The organism is Amycolatopsis sp. NBC_00348, assembly GCF_036114655.1.
Taxonomy (GTDB): Bacteria; Actinomycetota; Actinomycetes; order Mycobacteriales; family Pseudonocardiaceae; genus Amycolatopsis.
On the sequence record NZ_CP107994.1, the window covers coordinates 7,784,482 to 7,809,886 of the forward strand.

Annotated in this window: 29 protein-coding genes; 14 read left to right on the top strand and 15 right to left on the bottom strand. The window is 71.9% G+C overall.

All coding sequences use genetic code 11. From position 1 onward, the window contains the following. Positions 1-21: 21 nt before the first annotated feature. Genes nhaA through OHS58_RS34260 form a run of 3 tightly spaced genes read left to right on the top strand, consistent with a single transcriptional unit; the run spans position 22 to position 2,689 of the window. Positions 22-1,200: a Na+/H+ antiporter NhaA gene (gene nhaA / locus OHS58_RS34250; protein ID WP_328645237.1), complete on the top strand. Its 1,179-nt coding sequence runs from the start codon at positions 22-24 to the stop codon at positions 1,198-1,200. A gap of 59 nt (positions 1,201-1,259) precedes the next feature. Beyond that, positions 1,260-1,754, top strand: a complete 495-nt coding sequence (locus OHS58_RS34255; protein WP_326944981.1) for a phage holin family protein — start codon at positions 1,260-1,262, stop codon at positions 1,752-1,754. Between the two features lie 5 nt (positions 1,755-1,759). Then, positions 1,760-2,689 (top strand): alpha/beta fold hydrolase, encoded by a 930-nt coding sequence (locus tag OHS58_RS34260; protein WP_326944982.1) that lies wholly within the window; start codon positions 1,760-1,762, stop codon positions 2,687-2,689. Here OHS58_RS34260 and OHS58_RS34265 read toward each other — a convergent pair. Next, entirely contained in the window at positions 2,676-3,770 is a 1,095-nt protein-coding gene (locus OHS58_RS34265; RefSeq protein WP_328645238.1) for an FAD-dependent monooxygenase, read from the bottom strand. The two genes, OHS58_RS34260 and OHS58_RS34265, sit on opposite strands and share 14 nt — an antisense overlap. A 109-nt stretch (positions 3,771-3,879) precedes the next feature. Between OHS58_RS34265 and OHS58_RS34270 the strand changes: the two genes are divergently transcribed. Continuing rightward, positions 3,880-4,770, top strand: coding sequence for a GntR family transcriptional regulator (locus tag OHS58_RS34270; RefSeq protein WP_328645239.1), 891 nt, complete (start codon positions 3,880-3,882; stop codon positions 4,768-4,770). A 52-nt stretch (positions 4,771-4,822) separates the two neighbouring features. On the opposite strand, the gene OHS58_RS34275 is transcribed toward OHS58_RS34270, so the two are convergent. Genes OHS58_RS34275 through nth form a run of 4 tightly spaced genes read right to left on the bottom strand, consistent with a single transcriptional unit; the run spans position 4,823 to position 8,046 of the window. Next, positions 4,823-6,007: a MarP family serine protease gene (locus OHS58_RS34275; RefSeq protein WP_326944985.1), complete on the bottom strand. Its 1,185-nt coding sequence runs from the start codon at positions 6,005-6,007 to the stop codon at positions 4,823-4,825. A gap of 4 nt (positions 6,008-6,011) precedes the next feature. Further along, positions 6,012-6,770 (bottom strand): NUDIX hydrolase, encoded by a 759-nt coding sequence (locus OHS58_RS34280; RefSeq protein WP_328645240.1) that lies wholly within the window; start codon positions 6,768-6,770, stop codon positions 6,012-6,014. Then, entirely contained in the window at positions 6,767-7,366 is a 600-nt protein-coding gene (locus tag OHS58_RS34285; protein ID WP_328645241.1) for a TlpA family protein disulfide reductase, read from the bottom strand. Before OHS58_RS34285 ends, OHS58_RS34280 begins: the two co-directional genes overlap by 4 nt. After that, positions 7,363-8,046, bottom strand: a complete 684-nt coding sequence (gene nth / locus OHS58_RS34290; RefSeq protein ID WP_326951698.1) for an endonuclease III — start codon at positions 8,044-8,046, stop codon at positions 7,363-7,365. The genes OHS58_RS34285 and nth overlap by 4 nt, the downstream gene beginning before the upstream one ends. A gap of 238 nt (positions 8,047-8,284) precedes the next feature. Here nth and OHS58_RS34295 point away from each other — a divergent pair, with 238 nt between their 5' ends. The 3 genes from OHS58_RS34295 (at position 8,285) to OHS58_RS34305 (ending at position 11,077) form a co-directional block, all read left to right on the top strand. Continuing rightward, complete coding sequence (locus OHS58_RS34295; RefSeq protein ID WP_247058866.1) at positions 8,285-8,536, top strand: hypothetical protein; 252 nt, start codon at positions 8,285-8,287, stop codon at positions 8,534-8,536. A 147-nt stretch (positions 8,537-8,683) separates the two neighbouring features. After that, positions 8,684-9,358, top strand: coding sequence for a Crp/Fnr family transcriptional regulator (locus tag OHS58_RS34300; protein WP_003081747.1), 675 nt, complete (start codon positions 8,684-8,686; stop codon positions 9,356-9,358). Between the two features lie 453 nt (positions 9,359-9,811). Then, complete coding sequence (locus OHS58_RS34305) at positions 9,812-11,077, top strand: MFS transporter (RefSeq protein WP_328645242.1); 1,266 nt, start codon at positions 9,812-9,814, stop codon at positions 11,075-11,077. Positions 11,078-11,384: 307 nt separating this feature from the next. On the opposite strand, the gene OHS58_RS34310 is transcribed toward OHS58_RS34305, so the two are convergent. After that, complete coding sequence (locus OHS58_RS34310) at positions 11,385-12,815, bottom strand: MFS transporter (protein ID WP_328645243.1); 1,431 nt, start codon at positions 12,813-12,815, stop codon at positions 11,385-11,387. Positions 12,816-12,865: 50 nt separating this feature from the next. Here OHS58_RS34310 and OHS58_RS34315 point away from each other — a divergent pair, with 50 nt between their 5' ends. Together OHS58_RS34315 and OHS58_RS34320 are read left to right on the top strand one after the other, a co-directional pair. Continuing rightward, positions 12,866-13,471 carry a TetR/AcrR family transcriptional regulator gene (locus OHS58_RS34315; RefSeq protein WP_328645244.1) on the top strand — a complete coding sequence of 202 codons (606 nt, stop codon included), beginning with the start codon at positions 12,866-12,868 and terminating at the stop codon, positions 13,469-13,471. Positions 13,472-13,480: 9 nt separating this feature from the next. Continuing rightward, positions 13,481-14,545 (top strand): DNA polymerase III subunit beta, encoded by a 1,065-nt coding sequence (locus tag OHS58_RS34320; RefSeq protein WP_328645245.1) that lies wholly within the window; start codon positions 13,481-13,483, stop codon positions 14,543-14,545. Here the strand turns inward: OHS58_RS34320 and OHS58_RS34325 are convergent, their stop codons facing one another. Further along, complete coding sequence (locus OHS58_RS34325) at positions 14,546-15,406, bottom strand: hypothetical protein (protein WP_328645246.1); 861 nt, start codon at positions 15,404-15,406, stop codon at positions 14,546-14,548. It lies immediately after the preceding gene. Between the two features lie 26 nt (positions 15,407-15,432). Beyond that, entirely contained in the window at positions 15,433-16,398 is a 966-nt protein-coding gene (locus OHS58_RS34330; protein WP_328645247.1) for an Lrp/AsnC family transcriptional regulator, read from the bottom strand. 83 nt (positions 16,399-16,481) lie between these two features. On the opposite strand from OHS58_RS34330, the gene OHS58_RS34335 reads away from it, so the two are divergent. Together OHS58_RS34335 and OHS58_RS34340 are read left to right on the top strand one after the other, a co-directional pair. Next, positions 16,482-17,303, top strand: a complete 822-nt coding sequence (locus tag OHS58_RS34335) for a VOC family protein (RefSeq protein ID WP_328645248.1) — start codon at positions 16,482-16,484, stop codon at positions 17,301-17,303. Then, the gene (locus OHS58_RS34340) at positions 17,303-18,490 is read left to right on the top strand and encodes a carboxylesterase family protein (protein ID WP_328645249.1); all 1,188 of its coding nucleotides are present in this window, start codon (positions 17,303-17,305) and stop codon (positions 18,488-18,490) included. The genes OHS58_RS34335 and OHS58_RS34340 overlap by 1 nt, the downstream gene beginning before the upstream one ends. On the opposite strand, the gene OHS58_RS34345 is transcribed toward OHS58_RS34340, so the two are convergent. The 7 genes from OHS58_RS34345 to OHS58_RS34375 form a co-directional block, all read right to left on the bottom strand. Next, the gene (locus tag OHS58_RS34345) at positions 18,468-18,722 is read right to left on the bottom strand and encodes a glutaredoxin domain-containing protein (RefSeq protein ID WP_247058875.1); all 255 of its coding nucleotides are present in this window, start codon (positions 18,720-18,722) and stop codon (positions 18,468-18,470) included. The genes OHS58_RS34340 and OHS58_RS34345 overlap by 23 nt on opposite strands. Beyond that, a complete protein-coding gene (locus OHS58_RS34350) occupies positions 18,719-19,489 on the bottom strand; it encodes an MBL fold metallo-hydrolase (RefSeq protein ID WP_326956777.1) in 771 nt (256 codons plus the stop codon). The genes OHS58_RS34345 and OHS58_RS34350 overlap by 4 nt, the downstream gene beginning before the upstream one ends. Continuing rightward, complete coding sequence (locus tag OHS58_RS34355; RefSeq protein WP_328645250.1) at positions 19,486-20,304, bottom strand: NUDIX hydrolase; 819 nt, start codon at positions 20,302-20,304, stop codon at positions 19,486-19,488. The genes OHS58_RS34350 and OHS58_RS34355 overlap by 4 nt, the downstream gene beginning before the upstream one ends. Before the next feature lie 107 nt (positions 20,305-20,411). Further along, on the bottom strand, positions 20,412-21,557 hold the full coding sequence (locus tag OHS58_RS34360; RefSeq protein WP_326944997.1) for a hypothetical protein: 1,146 nt from the start codon (positions 21,555-21,557) through the stop codon (positions 20,412-20,414). A 37-nt stretch (positions 21,558-21,594) separates the two neighbouring features. Continuing rightward, the gene (locus OHS58_RS34365; RefSeq protein WP_247058879.1) at positions 21,595-22,221 is read right to left on the bottom strand and encodes a hypothetical protein; all 627 of its coding nucleotides are present in this window, start codon (positions 22,219-22,221) and stop codon (positions 21,595-21,597) included. Beyond that, entirely contained in the window at positions 22,221-22,676 is a 456-nt protein-coding gene (locus OHS58_RS34370) for a RidA family protein (RefSeq protein ID WP_326956775.1), read from the bottom strand. The genes OHS58_RS34365 and OHS58_RS34370 overlap by 1 nt, the downstream gene beginning before the upstream one ends. Positions 22,677-22,682: 6 nt before the next feature. Next, on the bottom strand, positions 22,683-22,844 hold the full coding sequence (locus OHS58_RS34375; RefSeq protein ID WP_020642049.1) for a DUF4177 domain-containing protein: 162 nt from the start codon (positions 22,842-22,844) through the stop codon (positions 22,683-22,685). A gap of 141 nt (positions 22,845-22,985) precedes the next feature. Here OHS58_RS34375 and OHS58_RS34380 point away from each other — a divergent pair, with 141 nt between their 5' ends. The 3 genes from OHS58_RS34380 to OHS58_RS34390 are packed head-to-tail and all read left to right on the top strand — an operon-like array spanning position 22,986 to position 25,387. Continuing rightward, a complete protein-coding gene (locus OHS58_RS34380; protein WP_328645251.1) occupies positions 22,986-23,234 on the top strand; it encodes a hypothetical protein in 249 nt (82 codons plus the stop codon). Between the two features lie 21 nt (positions 23,235-23,255). Beyond that, positions 23,256-24,263: an ArsA-related P-loop ATPase gene (locus tag OHS58_RS34385; protein ID WP_326945000.1), complete on the top strand. Its 1,008-nt coding sequence runs from the start codon at positions 23,256-23,258 to the stop codon at positions 24,261-24,263. Further along, complete coding sequence (locus tag OHS58_RS34390; RefSeq protein ID WP_247058883.1) at positions 24,260-25,387, top strand: ArsA family ATPase; 1,128 nt, start codon at positions 24,260-24,262, stop codon at positions 25,385-25,387. The genes OHS58_RS34385 and OHS58_RS34390 overlap by 4 nt, the downstream gene beginning before the upstream one ends. Positions 25,388-25,405: the final 18 nt, after the last annotated feature.

Sequence of the window (25,405 nt, forward strand, 5' to 3'; positions counted from 1 at the left end):
CAGCGACCCCAGGAGCCGCCCGTGTCCCGCCCGTTGAGCGAATTCGCGCGTTACCTGCGCACCGAGACCACCGGCGGGATGATCCTGCTCGGCGCGACGGCGCTCGCCCTGGTCTGGGCCAACTCCCCGCTGCGCGACAGCTACCACGCGCTGCGCGAGTTCCGGCTCGGCCCGGAGCTGCTCCACCTGAACCTCACCATCGGCGACTGGGCGAAGGACGGCCTGCTCGCGATCTTCTTCTTCGTCGCCGGGCTGGAGCTCAAGCGCGAGCTCGTCATCGGCGAGCTGTCGCGGTTCAAGCAGGCCGTGCTGCCGATCGTCGCCGCGATCGGCGGGATGATCGTGCCCGCGCTGGTCGCGCTGGGCGTCGGCTGGGGGACGCCGGGGATCGACCGGGCGTGGGCGATCCCGGTCGCGACGGACATCGCGTTCGCGCTCGGCGTCCTCGCGCTGACGGCGTCGAACCTGCCCTCGAGCGCGCGGGTGTTCCTGCTGTCGCTGGCCGTGGTGGACGACCTCGGCGCGATCATCGTCATCGCCGTGCTCTTCACGACCGGCTTCGACCTGGTCGCGGTGGCCGTCGCCGTCGTGGCCCTGGCGCTCTACGCCTTCCTGCAGCACAAGCGCGTCCGGACGGCGTGGATCTACGTCCCGCTCGCGCTCGTCACCTGGGTCGCGGTGCACTCCGCGGGTATCCACGCGACGATCGCCGGCGTCGCGCTGGGCCTGCTCACCCGCGTCCGGGCCGACGACGGCGAGGCCGAGGCGCCGGCGTTGCGGCTGGAGCACCGGCTGCAGCCGTGGTCGGCGGCCGTCGCCGTGCCGCTCTTCGCGCTGTTCGCGGCCGGGATCTCGGTCAGCGGCGACTCGCTCGGCAAGGTGTTCACGACGGCGTTACCGCTCGCGGTGCTCGCCGGGCTGCTCGGCGGCAAGGTCGTCGGGATCTTCGGCGCGAGCTTCCTGGCGGTGAAGTTGAAGCTCGCCGAGAAGCCGCGCGGCGTGGGCTGGCGCGACATCGGCGCGTTGTCGCTGCTCGGCGGCGTGGGCTTCACGGTCAGCCTGCTGATCGCCGACCTCGCGCTGCCCGCGGAGGCGAGCGAACTGGCCAAGGCGGCGGTGCTGATCGCGTCCGGGATCGCGTCCCTGCTGGCCGCGGTGATGCTCCTGCGGCGGAGCAAGGTCCACGCCGAGATGGATTGATCCTCGACACTCGGACAGTCCGCCGCGCCCGCTCCACGACGTCATGGCACGATGACCCGGTGAGCAGCCCCAAACACGAACGCACCGGCCCCGACGGCGTGGGGGCCGTGCCTTACCTCCCGCTGTCCTCCGACACCGACGTCCCCGGCGACCAGTCCCTCGGCCGCCTGGTCGGCGACGCGACCCAGCACATCTCCACCCTGGTCAGGGCCGAGATGGAACTGGCGAAGTCCGAGCTGGTCGGCGAGGTGAAGAAGGGCCTCAAGGGCGCCGTCTACTTCTTGATCGCGCTGACGGTCTTCCTGTACAGCACGTTCTTCTTGTTCTTCTTCGCGGCCGAAGGCCTGGCGGAGTGGGTGCGCTACCGCTGGATCGCGTTCGGCATCGTGTTCTTCCTGATGCTGCTGGTCGCGGGTGTGGCCGGGTTCCTCGGCTACCGCAAGGTGAAGAAGTTCAAGGCACCGGAGCGGACCATCGCCAGCGTCAAGGAGACCGCCGCCGCGCTCAAGCCGCAGAAGGCGCCCGAAGCCGACTTGACCACCACGCGCGACTGAGTTCGTTGCACCCGTCCCCCGATCCGTCGATCGTCCGCATCGACGGATCGTGGGCGCACCGCGACGTCTCCGCCAACGGCATCCGGCTGCACATCGCCGAGCTCGGCGAGGGTCCCGTCGTGGTGCTGCTGCACGGGTTCGCCGAGTTCTGGTGGACCTGGCACCACCAGCTGCAGGCCCTCGCCGACGCCGGGTACCGCGCGGTCGCCGTCGACCTGCGCGGGTACGGCGACTCGGACAAGCCGCCGCGTGGTTACGACGCGTGGACGCTCGCCGGGGACATCGGCGGGCTGGTCAAGTCGCTCGGCGCCCGGCGCGCGCACCTCGTCGGACACGCCTGGGGCGGCATGCTCGCCTGGACCGTCGCCGCGCTGCACCCCCGGCTCGTGTCGTCGGTGACGGCCATCGGCGGCGCCCACCCGCTCGCGCTGCGGTCGTCGATCGCCCGCACGCTCTGGCGTGGCCAGGGCCGCGCGGCCGGGCACCTCTTCCGCTTCCAGATGCCGATGGCGCCCGAGAAGTGGCTGACCCGCGAAGACGCCCAAGCCGTCGAGGACCTCTTCGATGCGTGGGCCGGCGACTCCTGGCGGTCCACTTCGGACTTCGCCGAGAGCACGGCGGCGTTCCGGCAGGCGATGCTCGTGCCGGGCGTCGCGCACAGCGCGCTGGAGTACTACCGCTGGGCGTTCCGCGCGCAGTTCCGCGGGGAGGGCCGCCGGTTCACCGACGCCGTCGGCCGCCGGATCGCGGCCCCGACGTTGCAGCTGCACGGCGCCGACGACACCTGCATCCTCCCCGAGACGGCGAGGTCGTCCGCGCGCTGGGCGGGCCCGCACGCCGAGCCGGAGTTCTGGCCGGGCGTCGGGCACTTCCCCCACCTCGAGGTGCCGGACCGCACGTCGGCGGCCCTGGTGGACTTCCTCAGCCGAGCGTGAGCGCGTTCTTGGCCCGCGCCAGCGACTCCTCCGAAGGTCCGCCGGTCGGGTTCTCCGTGGCCAGCGCCTGGTTGAGCGCGACGAACGGCCGCATCCGGCGCTCGTACGCGGCGAACGCGTCGGTGTGTTCGGCGCGGCCCAGCTCCTGCGCCAGGACGTACGCGCCGGCGAGCGCGAGACTCGTGCCCTGGCCGGACAGCGCCGACGCGCAGTACCCGGCGTCGCCGACCAGCACGACCCGGCCCGCCGACCAGCGGTCCAGGTGGATCTGCGCCATCGCGTCGAAGTAGAACACCTCGGCTTCGGCCATCGCTGCCAGCAGCTTCGGCATTTCCCAGCCGACGCCGGCCAGCTGCTCGGCGACCAGCCGCTTCTGCTCCGCGACGCTCATCGGGGGCAGCGGTTCCGAGCCGAATCCGAGCGTCACGCGCAGCTCGGTGTTGTCCCGCACCGGGTAGACCGCGCCGCCGGTCTCCTCGTGCCGGACCCACAGCTGCCAGTCCTCGAGGCCCAGGAAGTTCGGCGCCGGGAAGATCGCCAGGTACTGGCCGAGGTGCGTGCTGAAGCGCTCCTCCGGGCCGAAGGCCAGCCGCCGGACCGCCGAGTGCGGGCCGTCGGCGCCGACGACGAGGTCGAACGTCCGGAAGCCGCCGTGCTCGAACTCCACGCGCACGCCGTGCGCGTCCTCGGTCAACGCCGTGACCGAGTCGCCGAAGACGTACTCGACGCGGTCCGCGGTCGCCTCGTGCAGGATCGCGACGGCGTCGTCGCGCAGCAGCTCGAAGTCGGTGCTGTCGAGCCGGCCGCTGCTGTGGGTGAACTCCTCGGACCGGTACAGCTCCTGCCCGGCCCCGTCCACCACGGACATCCCGCGCATCCGCGTCCGCTCCGCCCGCAGCCGCTCGCCCAGGCCCATCCGGTCGACGACGTCGAGCGCGACCCCGCGCACGTCGACCGCCTGGCCGCCGGTGCGCGAGCCGACCGCGCGTTCCACCACGGTCACCGTCCAGCCGTCGCGGGCCAGGAACCAGGCCAGGGTGCCGCCGGCGACGCCCGCTCCCGAGATCAGTACGTTCCGCATGCTTCCTCCAGAGTTGTACGCTTGCCCGCATCACACTGGAGTCATCGCAGTTCAGAGACTAATTCTGTACTAGTACAGAAGGTCGTCTGTACTAGATCAGGGGGCAGCCGTGAAGTACGTGGTCATCGCCGAGGAACTGCGCGGCCGAATCGCGCGCGGCGAGCTTCCGCCGGGCGCGCGGGTGCCCTCGACCCGGCGGCTCGCGGCCGATCACGGCGTCGCGATGGCGACCGCGGCGAAGGCGCTCGCTCTGCTGAACCAGGAGGGGCTGGTGCGCGCGGAGCCGCGGTCCGGCACGGTCGTCGCCGGCCGTGAGCACCGCGGCGGGCACCAGGGCCTGACGCGCGACCGGATCGTGCGCACGGCGATCGACATCGCCGACGCCGAAGGGCTCGGCGCGCTGTCCATGCGCGGGGTGGCGGCCCGGCTCGGCGTCGCGGCCATGGCGCCCTACCGGTACGTGCGCGGCAAGGACGAGCTGGTGCTGCTGATGGCCGACTCCGCCTACGGCGAGCGCGGCTACCCGGAAGTCCCGCCGGCTGGCTGGCGCGAGCGGCTGACGCTGGCCGGCCGGACGCTCTGGTCGCTCCACCGGCGGCACCCGTGGCTGGCCCAGCTCACGCCGATCACCCGTCCGCTGCCGCTGCGCAACCTCGCGACGCACGCGGAATGGGCGCTCTCGGCGCTGGCCGAGCTGGACGACGACGCCGCCACCCTGTGCGACCTGCACGTGCTGTTCTTCAGCTACGTCCAGGGCATCGCGATCCACCTCGAACGCGAGCAGCACGCGCTCGCCGCGTCCGGGCTGTCCGAAGAGCAGTGGATCGACCACCAGGCGCCCGCGATGGCGGCGATGGTCAGCGGCCACCCGATCTTCGCCCGGATGATGACCGAGCTGAGCACGAACGGCTACGACCTCGTCCTGGACGACCTCTTCGAGTCGGGCCTGCGCGCCCTGCTCGACGGCCTCGCCCTGCGCTACGGGGTCGTGAGTGGTTAGGGCGGTTAGAACCGCCCTAACCACTCACGACCGGCCGCGGCAGCAGCAGGTGTCAGGCCGCGCAGGAGCCGGTGGAGACTTCCGTCGTCTGCGTCGACGCCGCGTCGACCTCGCCGCGGACCTGCTCGGCCGTCAGCGTGAAGCCGGTTTCCGGGTCCTCCACGGCCGCGCCGAACACGACGCCGATGACCCGGCCGTCCGGCGTCACCATCGGGCCGCCGGAGTTGCCGCTGCGGATCTCCGCGCGGACCGTGAAGACGTCGCGCTGCACGGTGTTGGCCTCGTAGATGTCCGGGCCACGCAGGTTGATCCGGCCGCGCACGCGGGCGGGCGTCGCGCGGTACGGGCCGTCGAGCGGGTAGCCGAGCACGACCGCGCTGTCACTCGCGCGGGCCGTCTCCGGCGCGAACTGCAGCGGCGGGGCGCTCAGCCGGGGCACGGCGAGCACGGCGATGTCGACCTCGGGGTCGAAGTAGACGACCCGCGCCGGGTAGTCGCCCTGCGTCGTCTCGATGCCGACGGTGTCGGTGCCCGCCACGACGTGCGCGTTGGTCATCACCCGCTGCGGCGAGATGACGAACCCGCTGCCTTCGAGGGATCGCGAGCAGGAGCTGGCCGTGCCGCGGATCTTGACGACGCTGCCGTGCAGCTGCTGGACGATCCCGCTGCTCTGCAGGGCCGGGTCCGGCGGGGACGTGTCCGCCGTCGGCGCCTTCTCGAACGGGTCCACTATGGACGGGAAGCCGGACGCGTCGAGCAGCTTCCGCAGCTGGCTCGGGAAGCCCTGGGCGGCCGCCGGCATGGTGTCGTTGACCTTGCCGAGCACGACCGAGTTGTTGATCGCCTTGGCCAGCCCGGGCAGGCCGGACACGGTCGTCAGTGGCGTCGCGATCAGCCACGCGACCACGAACACGACCGCGGCCTGCACGACCGCGCCGAGGGTCTTGTCGATGCCGGAGAGCTTGTCCGGGTTGATCTTCTGCCGCAGCCGGCGGCCGACGTACACGCCGAGCGCCTCGCCGAAGGCGACCAGGAACACCACGGTCGCCACCGCGAACGCGACCTTCCACACCGGGTCGTCGAAGAACGCGACGACCACCGGCGCCAGCTTGATGCCGGTGATCGCGCCGAGCACGACCCCGACCAAGGACGGCAGCGCGATGATCACGCCCTGGTATGCACCGGACACCGCCGCCAGCACGGCGAGCAGGAGGACCAGCACATCGACCCAGTTCACGGTGTCACTCCTCCACTGCTTTCGGGGGCTCCGGGTGGCGGAGCCCCCGGCCCGGGGCGGAGCCCTGGTGAGACGCCGCTATCCGCGCCTGGTGCGCGGCCAGCGCCTCGTCGAGGTCCCGGACGTCGCCCGGGTCCCATTCGCGCTCCCAGCCTCCCAGGCCGAGCAACACGGACAGCAACCCGGCGGTGAACCCCCACACGAACAGGCCCGAGACCTCGAAGGCCGGGCCCTTCCACGGCGCGCCGGCCTTCTTGACCGTGAACCGGTTGGCCGGGTCGACGAGCTCGGCCACCGGGACGCGGGCCACCGACGCCGTCTCGCCCGGGTCGACGGCGTGCACCGGCGACGGCTCGGCCCAGTACGCCAGCACCGGCGTCACGGCGAACGCCGACACCGGGACGAAAAGCTCCGGCAGGATCGCCACCGGCCGGATGCCCGCCGGGACGACCCCGGTCTCCTCCTCGGCCTCGCGCAGCGCCGTCCCGACCGGGCCGCCGTCGCCGTCCTCGGCGCCGCCGCCCGGGAAGGCGACCTGGCCGGCGTGCGAGCCGAGCGTGTCGGCGCGCCGCTGCAGCAGGACGTCCGGCTCGCCGTCGGCTTCGCTCTCCCCGAAGAGGATGAGCACCGCGGCGGACCGGGTGTAGGCGCCGTCGGGCGGGCTGAACCGGGTGAACGTCTTCGAGTCGACCTCACCGCTGACCTTGACCAGCGGCCGGAGCCACTCCGGAACCGACTCCGGCTCGACCAGCGGTCCGATCACGATGCCCCCTCGACAGCCACACGCACCTCGTCAGTGTTCCCGAAGGTCCGGGGATTCGCGATGAACCGCACCGCACCCGCGGCGGTGACCAGGTACGACGCCGGCAACGACGCCGGCACCTTGAGCGCGGTCCGGACCGGCCCGCTCTGCCCGTCGCCGTCGAACACCGACGGTAGGTGCACGCCCAGCCGGGCCAGCAGGTTCAAGCCGTCCTCCGCCGGGCTCTGGACCTGGACGCCGAGGACGCGCACCGCGCCCGGCTGCTTCGCGTAGTCCTGGAGCACGGGCAGCTCCGTCTTGCACGGCTGGCACCACGACGCCCAGACGTTGACCAGCACCGGAGCGCCGGCCAGCGCGCGTCCGACGTCGACGCTCGCGCCGTCACCGAGGCAGTCGGCGCGGACGCCGTCGAGCTGCTTCACGGGCGCGGCCGGGCTCGCCGGCGGGCACGGCTGCAGCGCCGCCGCCGACCGCGCGGGCGCGAGATCGGCCGACGGCGTCGCCGCGGTGTCCGCGCCCCCGCGCGGCAGCAGCGCGACGATCAGCGCCACCACCAGCACGGCGACGGCCAGCGCCCATTTGGTGACGGTCGTCACCGGGGCGCCGCCAGGGCCAGGATGTGGTCCCGTTCGACGCCCTTGACCAGCTTCGCGGCTTCCTCGAACCCGGTCGGGCCGGTGCCGTAGGACGGGCAGTCCCGGGCCAGCGGGCAGGCGCCGCAGGCCGGTTTCTTGGCGTGGCAGACGCGGCGGCCGTGGAAGATCACCCGGTGGGACAGCATCGTCCACTCCTTGCGGGGGATCAGCTCGCCGATCACGTGCTCGACCTTGACCGGGTCCTCCTCCGCCGTCCAGCCCCAGCGCCGGACCAGCCGGCCGAAGTGGGTGTCGACGGTGATCCCCGGCACGTCGAAGGCGTTCCCGAGCACGACGTTGGCGGTCTTGCGGCCGACGCCGGGCAGGGTGACGAGGTCGGCGAGCTTGGCGGGCACCTCGCCGCCGAAGCGTTCGACCAGTGCCGCGCCGAGCCCCATCACGGAGTTCGCCTTGGCCCGGTAGAAGCCGGTCGAACGCAGGTATTCCTCCAGTTCAGGACGGTCGGCGCCGGCGTAGTCGGCGGCGGTCCGGTAGCGCTTGAACAGCGCGGGCGTGACGAGGTTCACCCGGACGTCGGTGGTCTGGGCGGACAACACGACCGCGACCAGCAGTTCCAGTGGTGTGGTGAAGTCGAGCTCGCAGTGGGCGTCCGGATACACGTCGTCGAGGCAACGCTTCATCCGCCTGGCGCGTCTCACCAGAGCTAACCGGCTTTCACCAGCGCCCTCACGGGGGGCGTTCGTGGTGGCAGGTGGCACCCCGATAGCCTACGGGCGCCGTCGGACGGGCCGGGCACAGCACCGGTGGACGACCGACACGCCAGAGCACCACCTCGGCGCAGTTTCCGGCCGCCATGAGCGAGGATCTGGAGTAGATGCTTTTCACTGAGTGTTTCCGGCTGTGTTCAGGAGTCCGGCCATGACCGTCTGGTTCGTCATCCTGGTCCCCCTGGTGATCATGTTCTTCGCCCTGTTCATGGAGCGGGTGGAGAGCCGGTTGAAGCACGTCGCGGTGCAGGAGAACGAGGTCGAAGAGTTCCTCGAGCAGGCGCAGCCCAACGAGGTCCGGGCGCTCTACGGGCACGGCATCGGCCGCGCGCTGGAGCTGTTCCGGCTGCGTAGGCTGGGCGGACGGGCAGCCAGGCAACGCGCGCGTCGCGTGCGGAGTTAGGCTCCACGTTCGGACGAGATCGTTTGCCGGGCCGCGCGCCCGGCGGGCGATCTCGGCTGTACGCCCTAGACTGACGCGCAAGTGACTGGCGTCACGCTCTGCGACCGACGCCGAGCGTGATCGTTTCTCGACGAGGAGGCACCCGAGGTGGACGAAACCCTGGCCCGTGCGGGCATTTTCCAGGGTGTGGAGCCGGCAGCGGCGGAGGCGCTGGCCCAGACCTTGGAATCCGTGGAGTTCCCCCGCGGCCATGTCATCTTCAACGAGGGTGAACCCGGCGACAAGCTGTACATCATCCAGTCCGGCAAGGTGAAGATCGGCCGCAAGTCCCCGGACGGCCGCGAGAACCTGCTGGGCATCTTCGGCCCGTCCGACATGTTCGGCGAGCTGTCGATCTTCGACCCCGGCCCCCGGACGTCGAGCGCGACCACGGTCACCGAGGTCCGCGCGGTCACGATGGACCGCCCGGCGCTGCGGCAGTGGATCTCGACCCGTCCGGAGATAGCGGAACAGCTGCTGCGCGTCGTCGCGCGCCGCCTGCGCCGGACGAACAACATGGTCGCGGAACTGATCTTCACCGACGTCCCGGGCCGCGTGGCGCGCGCGCTGCTGCAGCTCGCGCAGCGGTTCGGCAGCCAGGAGGCGGGCCTGCTGCGGGTCACGCACGACCTGACGCAGGAAGAGATCGCCCAGTACGTCGGCGCGTCCCGCGAGACCGTGAACAAGGCCCTGGCCGACTTCGCGCACCGTGGCTGGCTGCGGCTGGAAGGCAAGAGCGTCCTGATCCTGGACCCGGAGCGCCTGGCCCGCCGCGCCCGTTGATCCTGTTCCACGTATGAAGAAGGCCTCCTGACCTGCGGATCAGGAGGCCTTCTTCGTAGTGTTCGACACCAAAACACAGTGCTTGCCCAAAACAAAGAGCCGGGCGCCACCCCCGACGTGGCGCACCGGCTCTTCGTTTGTCGCGCGGACCATCCCCCGACGATCCGCGCTCCCCGCCCTCCGGGCCAGGCCCCGACCCATATGCCGGAGGGAGCTGGGTTTATCTGTTGCTGTTGTTCAACCATCACGGCCCATACCCACTAATTCAAGGCCATTCACTCTCAAGGACGCGGTCGGCGCCGTTTCGTTGCAGGAGACCACACAGAATGTCGTGAGTGTTACCTGATCGAGACTTCGCGCTCCGGCACCAAGATCCACCACCAGTCTGCCGGTGACCCACCTGACCGTCAAATAACTGGTACCGACGTACCACTCTGCGGCATACTGGTACGCGTGTCCCAGTCTGCCTCGAACCACGAAAGCCGGACGTCCCTCGCCGACTACCGCACCGCGCTGACGACCCGCGCGGCCCGGCGGCCCGCCGTCGCGTCCGTGCTCGCCCGCCTGCCGATCGCCATGATCGGCATCTCGGCCCTGCTCTACGTCCAGCGCGAAACCGGTTCCTTCGCCGCCGCCGGGCTCGTCTCGGCCGGTTCACTCGCCGGTGTCTCGGTGGGCGCGGTGATCCAGGGCCGGCTGATCGACCGGTTCGGGCCGACGCGGCCGCTGCTCACCGTCGCGGTCCTCCTGATGCTGTTGATGAGCGCGCTCGTCACGGCGATCGAGTCGCACGCGCCGACCGCCGTGCTGGTCGCGCTGGGCGCGGCCACCGGGCTGTCGGAGCCGATGGTCGGGTCGGCGTCACGCGCGCTGTGGACGCGTCTCCTGCCGCCGGGCGGGGCGCGCAACGCCGCGTTCTCGTACGAGGCGATCAGCATGGAGGTCTTCTTCATCCTCGGCCCGGGCGTGGCCGGGCTGCTGGTCATGGCGCCGTGGGCGGGCACCGGCCTGGTGCTGGGCGTCGCCCTGCAGTTCACCGGCGCGGTGCTGTTCGCGCTGAGCCCGGCCGTCCGCGCGTGGGGCCCGGCCGCCGCTTCGCGCGGCTCGCTGCTGGGCGCGCTGTCGAGCCCCGGCATGCGGACGCTCGCCGTGGCCGCGCTCGGCTTCGGCATCGTGATCGGCTTCGTCGAGGTCGCCGTCCCGGCGTCGGCCACCGAAGCCGGGCACGCGTCGGTCGGCGGCCTGCTGCTGTCGGCGTGGTCGCTGAGCTCGGTCGCCTTCGGCGTCGTGTACAGCCTGTCACCGTGGCCGCGCCGGCTGGGCGTGCGGCTGCCGGTGCTGCTGGGCGGGTTCGGCGCACTGGTGGCGCTGCTCGCGTGGCCGTCGTCGCTGTGGGGCCTGGCGCTGGCGATGCTGGTCGCCGGGGCGCTGATCACCCCGCAGTCGACGGCCCACTCGGCGGCGATCGAGGTGGTCGCCCCCGAGGGCACGGCCGCGGAGGCGTTCGGCTGGGTCCTGACGGCAGTGACGCTGGGGCTGGCCATGGGCCAGTCGGTGAGCGGTTACGTAGTCGAGCACGCAGGCCCGAGCACGGCATTCCTGGTGGCGAGCATCGCCGGCGTGGTGCTGGCCGGGGTCGTCTGGCTGCTGCGCGGCACGGTCCACCCGGTGCGCTCGGCGGCGGTCGAGCCGACCGAGCTGGTGAGCGTGGCCCGCTAGGACGTGGCGCGGGTCTGATGCTCGCGGAGGCGGCGGCCATCGGACGAGCACGACCGGTGGGCGCGGGCTGATGCTCGCCAGGGCCGCCTGACTGCGCGGCACGGGGTCCACCCGTCCGGCCGACGGCGATCGAGCCGACCCCGCTAGGTTGCGGCGGACCTGATGCTCGCGGGGCGGGCGCCCGTCGGGCAACCACGACCGGTGGGCGCGAGCTGGTGCTCGCCAGGGCCACCTGACTGCCGCGCGGCACGGTCCACCCGGTGCGCTCGGCGGCCGTCGAGCCGACCACACTGGTGAGCGTGGCTCGCTAGGACGTGGCGCGCCGTGACCTGACGAAGCCCCAGCCGACCAGCGCTGCGGCGGCCGCGGTGAGCACCAAGGCTGCGATCATGACCGCCGTCTCGAACTGTGACGTCTGCTGGGCGCTCCAGTTCGACGTGGCGATGCTGCCGGTGAACAGCGCCGCCAAGATGGTGCCCGCCGCGGCGATGCCGGCGCCCGTGGTGACTTCCGACGCGGTGTCGATGAGGGCCGCGCCGATCGTCGTGCGGTTCTCGGGCAGGCCGCGGAGGACGTTGACCCCCGCGACGACGCCGACCACGCGCAGCCCGGCGGCCACGAGCGCCAGCGCCAGCGCGACCCAGACGTAGCCGAGCCGGCCGAGCAGCGCGTAGAACGCGAGCCCGAGCACGACCGCGGCGGCGCTGAGCCACGCGGCCCGCTCGAGGCCGACCTTCCGCACGAACGGGCTGACGAACGCGCCGCCCGCGACGAGCACGACCACCTGCGGCAGCAGCCCGAGGGCCGCGAGCACGGGCGGCCACCCCCAGTCGAGCTGCAACTGCAGCGTCACCAGGTACCCGAGGCCGGCGGTCGCCAGCCCGGCCGCGGACTTGAACGCGAGGCCGCTGGACACCAGCGGGCGGGCGACGAGCTTCAGGTCGAGCAGCGGGTACCGGGTCGAGCGCTCGCGGCGGACGAACGAGATCGCCCCCGCGACGGCCGCGGCGGTGACCGTCCACGGCGCCCACGATCCGGTGCCTTCGTTCACGAACAGGGTGGGCGCGACGAGCGCGAGTACGATCGTCGCCGTGCCCAGCACCGCTCCGAGGACGTCCAATGGGTCGCGGTGGAGGTCAGCGGGGTCGTCCGCGGCGATGCCGGCCCGCACGCCGATGATCGCGAGCGCGGCGATCGGCACGTTCACCAGGAGCAGGACCTGCCACGGCGCGATCGCGAGCACGAGACCACCCGCGGTCGGGCCGATCGCGAGGCCGACCAGGCCCACGGTCGAGATGAGCGTGGTCGCCCGGACGCGCAGGTCGTCCGCCTCGAACAGCCGGAAGGCCAGCGCCATCGAGCCCGGCGTCGTCATCGCGGCCGCGATCCCCATCAGCACCCGGACGGCGATCAGCTGTTCGGCGTTGCCGACGAACGCCGTCGCCAGGCTCGCGAGGCCGAGCAGGACCAGCCCGGTGAGCATGATCCGCCGCCGGCCGAACCGGTCGGCGAGCGCGCCGAACGCCAGCATCAGCCCGCCGAAGACGACCGAGTACGCGCCGGTCACCCACTGCAGGGACGTCGTCGACGCGTGCAGTTCGCGGCCGATCGTCGGCAGCGCGACGTTCAGGATCGAGTTGTCCAGCATCTCGAAGAGGAAGACCGCGGACAGCCCCGCCAGGGCCACCCAGGCCTCCCGCAACGATCGTGGCGAGCGGGCTGTCAGTTCGGTGTGCATGCCACTAGGTTAAGCAACTAAGTTTAGTTACACAAGAGAGTGAGGTCCGGATGCCCAGGACGAGTGAACGCGGCGGGCCGCAGACGCGCGCGAAGATCGCGGAGGTCGCGGCTCGGCTGTTCCTCGAGCGCGGGTACGACAAGGTCACGGTCGCCGAGGTCGCGAAGGAGGCCGGTGTCTCGAGCGTGACGGTCTTCAACCACTTCCCGCGCAAGGAGGACCTCTTCCTGGACCGCGCGGACGACGCCGTCGAGGTCCTGCGCGCGGCGGTGCGCGACCGCGCCCCGGACGTCGACGTGCTGACGTCCCTGCGCGACGCGGCGTTCCGGCTCTTCGACGACCGTCACCCGCTGTCCGGCGTCAATGACCACTCGATCCCGTTCTTCCGGACCGTCGCGGGTTCGCCCGCGCTGATCGCGCGCGCCCGGGAGATCGCCGCCGAGCTCCAGGGCGTCCTGGTCGAGGAACTCGGCGCCGACGGGACGTTGCTCGCCGCCTTCTTCATCGCCGGGTACGCCGCGGTGCTGACGGAGACCGCTTCCCGGCTCGTGGCGGGAGAATCGCCGGACGCCGTGGTGGACGACCACCGCGTCCGGCTGGAGCGGCTGTTCGACGCCCTCCGCGGCGGCGTCGTTTTTGTCGGTGGTCGCCGCTAGCTTGCGGGGATGGACGTCACCGCGCCTGCTCACCGCCTCTCGGCGGCCGTCTCCGCCGCGTCCCGCCTGCTGCCCGCGCGCGCCGCGCTGAGGCTGCGGGCGGACGCGTCCGGGCTGACGGTCGCGGGCAGCGACCCGGATCTCGCCGTCCGGTTCGACTGCCCGGCGACCACCCACACCGACGGCGAGGTGGCCGTGCCCGCGGCCCCGCTGGCCGAGACGCTGAAGATGCTGGGCGCGGCGCCGGTGCGCCTGGTCGTCGAAGGCAGCAGGCTGGCGTTGCGCCTGGACCAGGCCCGGTTCGCGTTGCCGTTGCTAGCTTCTGCTGCCGCGTCCCCGGCTTTTGCCGCACCCCAAGTGTCCGAAGTGGACGGACCGGCGTTCGCGTCGGCGTTGCGGATCGTCGCCGGCACAGCGGCCAAGGACGACCCGCTGCCGTTGTTCACCGGCGTCCGCGTCCAGGCCGCCGACGGCCGGCTGACGCTGACGGCGTCGGACCGCTACCGGATGGCGGTGGCCCGGCTGCCGCTGCGGACGCCTGGGTCCCTCGACGTCCTGGTACCCGCGGCCCTGCTGACGGAGGCGGCGCGGCAGGCGCGGGGAGTGGTCGGACTCCACACGGGACCGGGCCGGTTCGGCTTGAGCTGGGCGGGCGGTTTGGTGGGCACAGCGGTCCTGGACGCGGGTTTCCTGTCGGAGGAAGCAATCCCCTCGGGCGCGGTCGACACCAGGGTGACACTGGAGTCGGACGCCCTCGCGGCGGCGGTCCGCCGGGTCGGGGTGTACGCGGAGGACCGCCGGGTGCTGACCCTGGAGGTCGGCGACGCACAGGTCCGCCTGGCGAGCGCACGCCTGGACGCCGGCGAGGCGGAGGAGACCCTGAAGGCGGACGTCAGTGGTGGCCGGACGTCGCCGTCGTTCCAGGCCCGGTACCTGCTGGACGCGCTGAGCGCGTTCGCCGGGGAGCGGGTGGAGCTGTCGATCCAGCCGGGTATGAGGGCGTGCATCCTTCGGGCTGTGGACGCCGGGGAGGTGGAGCTGACGTACTACCTGATGCCGATGCTGCCCCGCTGATCAGCCGGCCTTGAGCACTTCGGCCAAGTCGATCAAGGCCACGTCCGCCGCCGGCCCTTCGGTGAACTGGCGCACGGTGAACGACGCGGTCCCGAAGCGGTCGTCATAAGCCCGCCGGAGGTGGGGCGACGAGCGGCCGAGTGCCCACTCCATGGTCGAGTTGCTGTTGCGCAGGAACTCGATGGGCAGGCGCCCGAGCACGTAAAGCTCGGCACGACGATCGCCGCGGCCGAGCACCAAGCCGACCAGGTCGGCCACGAGCCCACGTTTGCGCATGGCGTCGCGGCCCTTCCATTGCCCGGCCTTGAACTCCGCTACCCGAAGGTTCGTCTCGAGATCGAACTTCCGGCTCGGATCGTTCCCGGCGGCCAGCGACGGGCGCCGGACGATGCGCTCGCCCGGCTCGAGGACCTTCGGCAGCGCCCGGACGATCATCGTCGCGTGGATGAGGTCGTTGATCCGGCCGGCGTGCTGCCGCACCAGCAGCGCGGCCTGCAGCAGACCGTCGGTCATCCCCTCGGCCGCCACCCGGTCGTCGACCGTCTCGCGGTCAGCACCTTCCAGCCGGTCCTCCAGTCGCAGGACGCGACTGGACAGATCTTCGTCGCCGAAGAATCGCAGCAGCTCGATGAAGGAAGTGACCGCCGAGGCGACGTCGATCGCCGGTGGCGGCGCGGTGATCTTCGGCTCGCGGGGACGGGGAGTCGCCCGGACACCGGCCTCCTGGGGCAACGGGCTCGTCGGGAAGCCGAGGCGACGCAACTGCCGAATGGCGAAGTGCGAGATGAACTCGGTACGAGCGATGCCGGAAGCACGTTCGAAGATCTGCTTCGGCGGCCATTGCTGGTCTGCGATGGACACCCAGTGTTCGCGAATCGCCTCCGTTACTACACCGGATCCAGCGTGCCGAAGCGTTTCAGGGTGCGGATCATCGGGGCCGTCTCCACCTGCTGGACTCCGGACAGGCCGCCCAGGTCGTCGGCCAGGTACTCGTACAGGGCCGCGTCGTCGCGGCAGCCTACGTTCGCCACCAGGTTCGACGGGCCCGTCGTGGCCGCCGCGAAGGCGACCTGGGGATGCTGTGCCAGTGCGCGGCCCGTCGATGACAAGGCCGAGGGGGCCACCGTGAGCCAAAGGGTCGCCGTCAGCGGGTAGCCGAGGCGGGCTGCGTCTATCTCGACGTCGAAGTACAGCGCTCCCGCGTCTCGCAGGTGCTCCAGGCGGCGGCGGGTTGTCGACTCCGAGCGGCCCGCGGCCGCGGAGAGTGTCGACATGTCGGCGCGGCCGTCGTGGGCCAAGGCTGCCAGCAGGGCCGGGTCCTCCGGTTCCGGGCGATAGGCGACCTCGGCAGGAGGACGGCGTAGCGACACCACCGATGACTCCGGCAGTGCGCTCGATCGGCCCGGCCAGCCTGCCGGGCCGCCCGCGAAACGGCGTAGCAGGCGGTACGCCGTCATCGAGACCACTCGCGGCGTGCGCGGGAGCTGGCCCAGGAGCAGGCCGTCCGCTTCCTCGCGTTGTGGGGCGCGGATGAAGCACACGATCTCCGTCCCACCGGACATCAGGCTCACCCACTGCGTGTCCGCGCGCCGGGCCAGGGCGGTCGCGATCGGGGCCGCCGCGTCCGGGACGCACCTCAAGCGCACCAGCCAGTGGACCTGGCCCAGCGGCGCCGCCTCCGGGACGCCGACCACGCGCAGCACTCCGGACGAGCGCAGCTTGCGGTAGCGGCGCGCGATCGTCTGGTCCGAGACGCCGAGCACCTCGGCGATCGTGCTGAACGACGCGCGCCCGTCCAGCTGGAGCGCGTGCGCGAGCCGGCGGTCCAGGTCGTCCAGCAGGTCGGAATTCATCAAATCAGCCTAGATAACGTCGGATTTCGCGCACAATCCCGCCACGGATGGAAGAGCTGCCCGAGGGAACCCACGCTGGGGTCATGAACATCGACCACACCGTCTTCCTCACCCGGAACTACGAGAAAACCTGGCAGCGCTACGAAGAACTCGGCTTCACGCTCAGCCCGCCGTCGCGGCACTTCGCGTCCCGCAGCGAAGGCGGCGAACTGCTGCCGAGCTGCACGGCGAACCGCTGCGCCTACTTCGGCGGCTCCTTCCTCGAACTGATCGGCGTCGTCGACGCGGCCGCCGGCGACCCGTGGCGCGTGCTGCCCATCCTCGACGAACGCGGCGACGGCCTGCACGGTGTCTCCTTCGGCTGCGACGACTCCGAAGCCGCCGAACGCCGGCTGCGCGAAGCCGGCCTCTCGACGTCCGGGGTGCTCTCGCTGCAGCGCGACGTCGACCTGCCGGAAGGCACGCGCACCGCGCGCTTCCGCAGCGTCCACATCAGCCGCGACAAGACGCCCGAAGGCATCCTGCACACCGCCGAGCACCTCACCCCGGAGTACGTCCACCAGCCGCGCTACCTCGATCACCCGAACGGCGCCCGCCGGGTCGCCGGGATCCTGCTGGTCGTGGCCGACGACGAAGTCGAGACCTACCGCAAGCGCTACGACGTGATCACCGGCGGCGAGCACGTTGTCGACATCGTCGGCGCGAGCGACCTCGACGCCGTCCTGCCCGGTGAGACCGCGCCGCGGCTGCCTTACTTCGCGGCGCACGGCGTCGCGGTGGACGATCTGGAGAAGGCGCGGAGACTGGTCGAGCGGCACGTCCCGACCACCACTCGCGACCGCGGGTTCTTCGTCCGCGCCGAGGACGCGTACGGCGCCGCCGTGTACTTCGAAGAGGAGGCCTGATGATCGTCGACACCACCAGCGGGCAGGTCCGCGGACTGAACGGCACGTTCCGCGGGATCCCTTACGCGGAAGCGAAACGCTTCGAACCTCCGACGCCGCCGAAGCCGTGGACCGGCGTCCGCGACGCCCTCGAACCCGGGCCCGCGGCGCCGCAGCCGCCGTCGCGGCTCGAACACGCCCTCGGGCCGATGCCGCTCCCCCAGAGCGAAGACTGCTTGTCGCTCAACGTCTTCACGCCGTCGACCAGCGGCCGCCGCCCGGTGCTCGTGTGGATCCACGGCGGCGGGTTCTCCAGCGGCTCGGGCGCTCAGGTCTGGTACACCGGCACGCGCCTGGCCCGTGAGGCGGACGCCGTCGTCGTGACGCTCAACTACCGGCTCGGCGCCCTCGGTTTCCTGGCCGTGGACGGCGTTCCGCCCAACCTCGGGATCGCCGACCAGCTCGCCGCCCTCGAATGGGTCCGCGACAACATCGCCGCGTTCGGCGGAAACCCGGCCGAGGTCACCCTCGGCGGTCAGTCGGCCGGCGCCCAGTCGACGCTCGCACTGTGGTCGTCACCGCGGGCGAGGAACCTCGTCAAGCGGATCGCCCTGCAGAGCGCACCGCTCGGTATGCGACCATCCACTTGGGACGATGCGAATCAGAATGCCTTGCTGCTACAACAAGAAGTGGACGTCCGTACGACCACACTGGACAAGCTGCTCGCGGCGCAGCTCAAGGTCGCCGCGAAGACCACGAAGCCCGGTTCGCTCGAACCGCCGTTCCAGCTCGTCGCCGACGGCGATCTCGTCGCGGAAGACCTCATCGAGGCGGCGCCGCGCGGCGAAGCGCTCATCAGCTGGACGCGCGACGAGCTGCGCGCGTTCGTCCCCGACGCGCCCCAAGACGTCGTCGACAAAGCGACCAGCACGTTCTTCGCCGGTGACATCCCGCGGCTCGCCGGGAAGCTCGACGCCGTCACCTTCCGCTTCGACTGGCAGGCGCCCGGCAACCGGTTCGGCGCGTGCCACTGCGTCGATCTGCCGTTCCTGTTCGGCACCCACGACGTCTGGGCCGCGCCGATGCTCGAAGGCGCGCCGAAGGGCCTCGAAGAGGAGGCCGGGCTGCGCGAGGTCTGGGCCGCCTTCCTGCACGGAAAGCGGCCCAGCCTCGAGTGGGCCGCGCTCAGGCCGCCTGAGCGGCCTTGACGGCGGCCTCGACCTCGGCGAACGACGGGTTGACCATCGCGACCGAGCCGACGATCACCGTCGGGACGGTTTCGTTCCCGTTCGCCACCTCGCGCACGCGCGCCGCGCCGTCCGGGTCCTCCCAGATGTTGATCTTCCGGACGTTGAAGCCGCTCTTGGAGATCGGCCGGTCGAGCGCGGCACAGAACCCGCACCCGGGCCGCCAGTAGAACTCCACCTCGACGTTGCTCATCCCTGTCCTTCCGACCGCAAGTAGTCCAGCTGCGCCTGCACGCTCCATTCGGCGGGCGCCCACAGTGCCCGGTCGACGTCGGCGTAGACGACTTCGACCACCTGGCGCGGTGTGGCGTCCGCCCCGAGCACCTGCAAAGCGGAACGCACCTGGTCGAGCCGCTGTTCCCGATGGGCAAGGTACTCGCGCGCGGTCGCGGGCAGATCGGACAGCTCCGGACCGTGACCCGGCAGCCCGCGCGTGCCCGCCGGCAGCTCGATCAGCTTGCGCAGCGACCGCAGGTAGTCACCGAGGTCGTGCAGCACGGTGGTGCCGCGGCCGAGCACGGTGTCGCCGGTCAGCACCTGCCCCTCGAGCACCAGCGACACCGAGTCGGGGGTGTGCCCGGGGGTATGCAGGACGCGGATCTCCAAGCCACCGGCCGAAAGCACGTCGCCGTCCACAAAGGACTGAGCATCCAGGCACAGCGCCGGGTCGAACGCCCGCACCGGCGCCCCGACGCGCTCGGCGAACCACGGCGCGCCCTCGGCGTGGTCCGGGTGGAAGTGCGTCAGCACGATCAGCTCGACGTCGCCGACGCCGGCCAGCAGCTCCAGGTGCTCGAGGTCGCGGTAGCCCGGGTCGACGACGACGGCCGGGGTGTCCGGCGTCGCCCGCAGCACCCAGCTGTTCGTGCCCTCGAGCGTCATCGACGACGGGTTGTTCTCCAGCAGCACCGACGCCGTCTCCGACACCCGCCGCAGGACGCCGTAGGCCGGGGCGCTCATCGCCGCTCCAGCACGACGCGGACCTGGTCGTTCTCGCGGACCAGCGTCGGCGCGATCCGGACGATCTCGCGCTGCGCGTTCAGCACGTCGTCGGCCGTCGCGAACTCGGCCAGCTCGCTCAGCGTCAGCCAGGTCGGCGGCATCAGCATCCGGCGGCCCTCGCGGGCGTCGGCGATCGCGTCCTCCGGGCGCTGCCAGCCGGAGCTCGACGCCTCGGACGTCGCGCCGTCCGCCTGCTGGCCGTCGGGCAGCTTCGCGACGTAGAAGCGGGTGTCGTACCGGCGCGGCTCCTGCTCGGGGGTGATCCAGTGCGCCCACGGGCGCAGCAGGTCCGCGCGCAGCGTCAGCCCGGCGTCGGCGAGGAACCCGGCCAGCGACACCTCGCGGGTCTCCAGGGCGTGGCGGGCCGGCGCGTACGGCGTCACGTCGGTGAGGACCTCCTCGGCGCTGCCCGCGAGCAGCACGCCGGACTCCTCGAACGTCTCGCGCACCGCCGCGCAGGTCAACGCGCGGGCGAGCGCGTCGTCACAGCCGAACCGGGCCGCCCACCAGGACGGCGCCGGGCCGGCCCACGCCACGGACGCGTCGGCGTCGCGCTTGTCGACGCCACCGCCGGGGAAGACCGTCATGCCGCCGGCGAAGGGCATGCCCTTGACCCGGTGCTGCAGGAAGATCTCGACGCCCTCGGCCCCGTCGCGGACGAGGATCACCGTGGCCGCGTCCTTGGGGACGGCCGGTGGTCCATCGGCGTTGGCGCGGGTGGCGATCCCGGCGCCGACGGGGATGTCGAAGACGAACTCCTTGGGCTGCTCCACCCGGGAAACATACCTCCGACACCCGACGTTCCGTCGCGCAGTTGTGGTGTCCCGGACACAGCGAAGGCGGCACTTTCACGTGAAAGTGCCGCCTTGTGCCGCAAAACCTACGGGGCGGTCCAGCCGCGCTGGTCGCCACCGGAGCGGGACGCGCCGTTGAGCCGCATCTTCGCCGCCTCGGCCCGCTCGCGCTCGGCCAGCTCTGCGTGCAGCTCACGCAGCAACGCCCGGTCGCGCTCGCTCAGGCTCGGGTCGTCCAGGTCCAGCGCGGGCAGTTCGACGACCTCGTGCATCGACGGCTTGCCCGCGGCGATCTCGCGCCCCTTCTCCGGGTCCTCGGCCAGAGCCTGCCGCAGCTGCGCGACCTCCGCCGGCGTCAGGTCGGCCGTGCGCTCCGCCCGCGTCTCGGCCCGTTCCGACCGCACCTTGCGGGGCGGCTCGGGGACCGGGGGCGGCGGCGACACGATCGGCACCACCGGGGCGACCGGCTCCGGCGCCGTGGTCGTCGGGGCGTTCGCCCGCATGCTGTGCCGGCTGCCCGACTCCGCGACCGGCTCCGCCGAGATGGCGGGGGCCGGCGGCTTCGCGACCGGCTCGGGCCGGTAGGAGGACGTGTTCGACGTCGCGCTCCCGGTCACCCAGGCCGGCGACGCGGCCGCCGAAGCGGCCTGGTGGTACTCGGAGTGCGCGACGCCCGGGCCGCTCACCTCGACGACCGAGTGGATGCCGGCCCGGCGCAGCGCCGTGTCGACGCGGAAGGCGACGGCGGGCGGGTTGCCCTCCGGCCCCAGCTCGACGAGCACCACGCGCTGCGGCAGCGCGCCCGGCACGCTCCCGGCCGGGGTGTTGCGCCACACCGCGTGCACCGACCGGACGTCCGGCAGCACCTGCAGCGTCCGGTCGAGCGCCTCGGCGATGCCGAACTCCGGGGAGTTCTCGCCGGTGAACCGGTGCGTGTTGACCGGCTCGGCCTCGTCGACCAGCAGGTCGTTCGCCAGCGTCGCGTCCGACCGGCTCATCTCGAGGACCAGCGCCAGCTCGCGCTGTTCGGCGGAGCTGACCGGGATCCGGCCCGCGATGAGCGTGCCGGTGGTCAGCTCGACGGCCTCGTCGATGTGCGCGCGGGCGATCAGCTCCCGCGCTTCGGTGAGCGCGCTGTCGTCGATCCGGCCCGCCAAGGCCAGCAACAGGTTGTGCAGGCGCAGGGGCACCGAGAACCCGTCCATGGGCGGGCCGTCGTGGACCTCCACCATTGCCTTGCTCCCTCCCGGCTCGCTGGCGGTGCGAGCGTTAAGCGGCTACGAGCCGGTTGCCCGCCACCGCGCCCACGCAGACCAGCTCGGAATCAGCCAGCGCGGCCCGGTGGTAGCCCGGCAGGTCGAAGCGCGGCGGGATGACCTCGACGCTGGGCTCTTCGTCGCCCAGGACCCGCAGCACCCGCTGCAGTTCGCCGGTCAACCTCGGCAGCCCCGACAGCGCGGTGATCAGCAGGACGCGTTTGGCCGTTCCTTGCCCGACGACACCGACGTGCCGCCAGCTCTGCCGCACTTCCCCCACGTCCGGACGTCCCCGCAACGTTGCGTGGATCAACACGGACACGGAGTCGACCGAGTTAACCCATTCGGGCGCACTCGACGTGAATGTGTACCTGTTCTCGGTGACGTCGTCTACCCCCAGGGTCGAACTCACCTGGTGCCAGTCGGCGCCGTGCGGGATGAGCCCGGCCACGAGCAGGCGGTACTCCGTCTGGTCGAGGTCAATCCTGTGCTTAAGCAAAGACCTCGGCAGGGTCCGGGCGAGAGTGCCCATAGCGCCCTCGCCGAGCCAGTCCCGGAAGCGCCACAGCAGCTGGTCGGGCAGCCGCCCGGCCAGCCGGAGCAGCAGCTCGTGGGTGGACTGCTCGATGTCCGGGTCCATCACTGCACCTCCACGATCAGTTCGACCTCCACCGGCGAGCCGATCGGCAGCTCCGCGACGCCGACGGCCGAGCGGGCGTGGACACCCGCGTCGCCGAAGACCTCGCCGAGAAGCTCGGACGCGCCGTTGACGACCGCGGGCTGGCCGGTGAAGCCCTCCGCGGAAGCCACGAAGCCGACAACCTTGACGATCCGCGTGACGTTGTCAATGCCGACCAGAGCGTGCACCGCCGCGAGCGCGTTGAGCGCCGAGGTGCGGGCGTGGCCCTTGGCCTCCTCGGGGCTGATCTCCGCGCCGACCTTGCCGGTCGCGGCGAGCACGCCGTCGACGAAGGGCAGCTGGCCGGACGTGTAGACGTACGAGCCGCTCTTGACGGCGGGCACGTAGGCGGCCAGCGGGGCGGCCACGCCGGGCAGCTCGACGCCGAGTTCCTTCAGCCGTTCGCTCCAGCTCACTGCGGCTCAGCCCTTCGGACGCTTGAGGTACGCGACGTGCTGCTCGCCCGTCGGGTTCGGCAGGACGGTGACCAGCTCCCAGCCGTCCTCGCCCCACTGGTCGAGGATCTGCTTCGTCGCGTGGATCAGCAGGGGGACCGTCGAGTACTCCCACTTGGTGGCGCTCATAGCTCGGGAGCGTAGCCAAGCGGGCAAGGGCGCCGGGGTCCGCCGCCGGAAAAGCGCCGAGGTCCGGGTGACCCCGTCCGAGTGAACGATCACTCGTTGTGGGGCACCTCACATCCGGCCGGGGCCCGCTAGCGTGGGCGCGTGGAAACGTGGCGGGTGATCGCGACGGCACTGCTGGCCGCGGCCGGGCTGCCGCTCGTGCTGGTCGTGATGGCGAAGGTGCGCGATCGGACGCAGAGTTCGGGGCAGGTGCTCCTCGGCGGAGTGGTCACCCTCACCCTGCTGGTCGTGCTCGGTGTGCTGATGCTCACCGTGCTGCCCGGCCTGGCGACCTGGTTGCTGGTCGCCGCCGTGGCGGCTGCGGTCAGCGTCATGCTGCTGGCCAGCTGAGCACCGGTTTAGGGTGAAGAAGTGACCACTTCCCATGCCGGCTGGACCGACGAGCTTGCCCGCGCCCGGCTGCACTTCGTCACCGGCAAGGGCGGGACCGGCAAGACGACGCTCGCCGCCGCGCTCGGCCTCGCGCTCGCCCGTGAGGGCCGCCGGGTGCTGCTGATCGAGGTCGAGGGCCGGCAGGGCATCGCGCAGCTCTTCGACACCGAGCCGCTGCCCTACGCCGAGCAGCGGATCGCCTCCGTCCCCGGCGGCGGGGAGCTGCGCGCGCTGCACATCGACGTCGAAGCCGCGCTGCTCGAGTACTTCGAGATGTTCTACAACCTCGGCTTCGCCGGCCGGACGCTGCGGCGGATGGGCGCGATCGAGTTCGCGACCACCCTCGCGCCCGGCCTGCGCGACGTCCTGCTCACCGGGAAGATCAAGGAGTGCGTCGGGCGCACCGAGTCCGACGGGCGGCACACCTACGACGCCGTCGTCGTCGACTCGCCGCCGACCGGCCGGGTCGTCAAGTTCCTCGACGTCACCAAGGCCCTGACCGACCTCGCCAAGACCGGCCCGATCCGCGGCCAGGCCGACGGCGTCGTCCGGCTGCTGCACTCCGGCGAGACCGTGATCCACATCGCCACGCTGCTCGAGGAGATGCCGGTCCGCGAGACCGTCGAGGCCGTCGCCGAGCTGGACGGCGCCGACCTGCGCCCCGGCGCGGTGCTGGTCAACCGGGTCCGGCCGCCGCGGCTGCCGGCCCGCTCGGTGCTGGCCGCGGCCGACGGGCGCGTCGACGCCTCCCGCGTCCGCACCGGGCTCGCGTCGGCCGGGCTGAAGCTGCCCGACACCACGCTGGACGCGCTGGTCGAGGAGACCGTCGAGCACGCGGTGCGGGTCGCCGCCGAGCAGCGGGCCCGCGAGCAGCTCGCCGAAGCCGACCTGCCGACGCTCGAGCTGCCGGACCTCACCGGCGGCGTCGACGTCGGGGCGCTCTACGAGCTGGCCGAGGCTCTGACCGACCAGGGGGTGCGGTTGTGACCACCACCATCGACATCGACGCGCTGCTCGACGACGAGAAGAGCCGCGTGATCGTCTGCTGCGGTTCCGGCGGCGTCGGCAAGACGACCACCGCCGCGGCGCTGGCACTGCGCGCGGCCGAGCGCGGCCGCCAGACCGTCGTGCTCACCATCGACCCCGCGCGCCGCCTGGCGCAGGCGCTCGGCCTGCGTGAGCTGGGCAACCACCCGAGGCAGGTGCAGGTCGAAGGGTTCGAGCCCAAGGGCGAGCTGTGGGCGATGATGCTCGACATGCGCCGCACGTTCGACGACATGGTGCGCGTGCACGCCGGCCCGGAACGCGCCGAGCAGCTGCTGCAGAACCCCTTCTACCAGACCATTTCCACGTCGTTCTCCGGCACGCAGGAGTACATGGCGATGGAGAAGCTGGGGCAGCTCGCGGCGACCGGCGACTGGGACCTGATCATCGTCGACACCCCGCCGAGCCGCTCCGCGCTGGACTTCCTCGACGCGCCGACGCGCCTGTCGTCCGCTTTGGACGGCCGGATGATCCGGCTGCTCACCGGCCCGGCGAAGGCCGGCGGCTGGGGCCTGCGCAAGGTCGTCAACGCCGGGTTCTCGATGTTCGCCAAGGCCGTGTCGACGATCATCGGCGGCCAGCTGCTGACCGACGCGTCGGCGTTCATGCAGGCCTTCGACAGCATGTTCGGCGGCTTCCGCGAGCGCGCCCGCAAGACGGCCGAGCTGCTGCGCTCGTCCGGGACGTCGTTCCTGGTCGTGGCCGCGCCGGAGCCGGACGCGCTGCGCGAGGCGTCCTACTTCGTCGAACGGCTCTCGGCCGAGTCGATGCCGCTGGGCGGGCTGATCGCGAACCGGACGCACCCGGTGCTCGCGAAGCTGTCCGGTTCCGAAGCGCTGGCCGCGGCCGAGTCCCTGCAGGAGGGCGACGTGAACGCGCCGCTGGCCGAAGCCGTGCTGCGGCTGCACGCCGACCGCGTCGACCTCGCCGCCCGCGAGGAACGGCTGCTCGCGCGGTTCACCCGGGCCCACCCCGAGGTGGCGCTGGCCCGGGTGCCCGCGCTGGCCGGTGACGTGCACGACCTCGACGGCCTGCGCGACATCGGCACCAAGCTCGCCTCCTCGTGAGTGTTCAGGGCGGTTCCA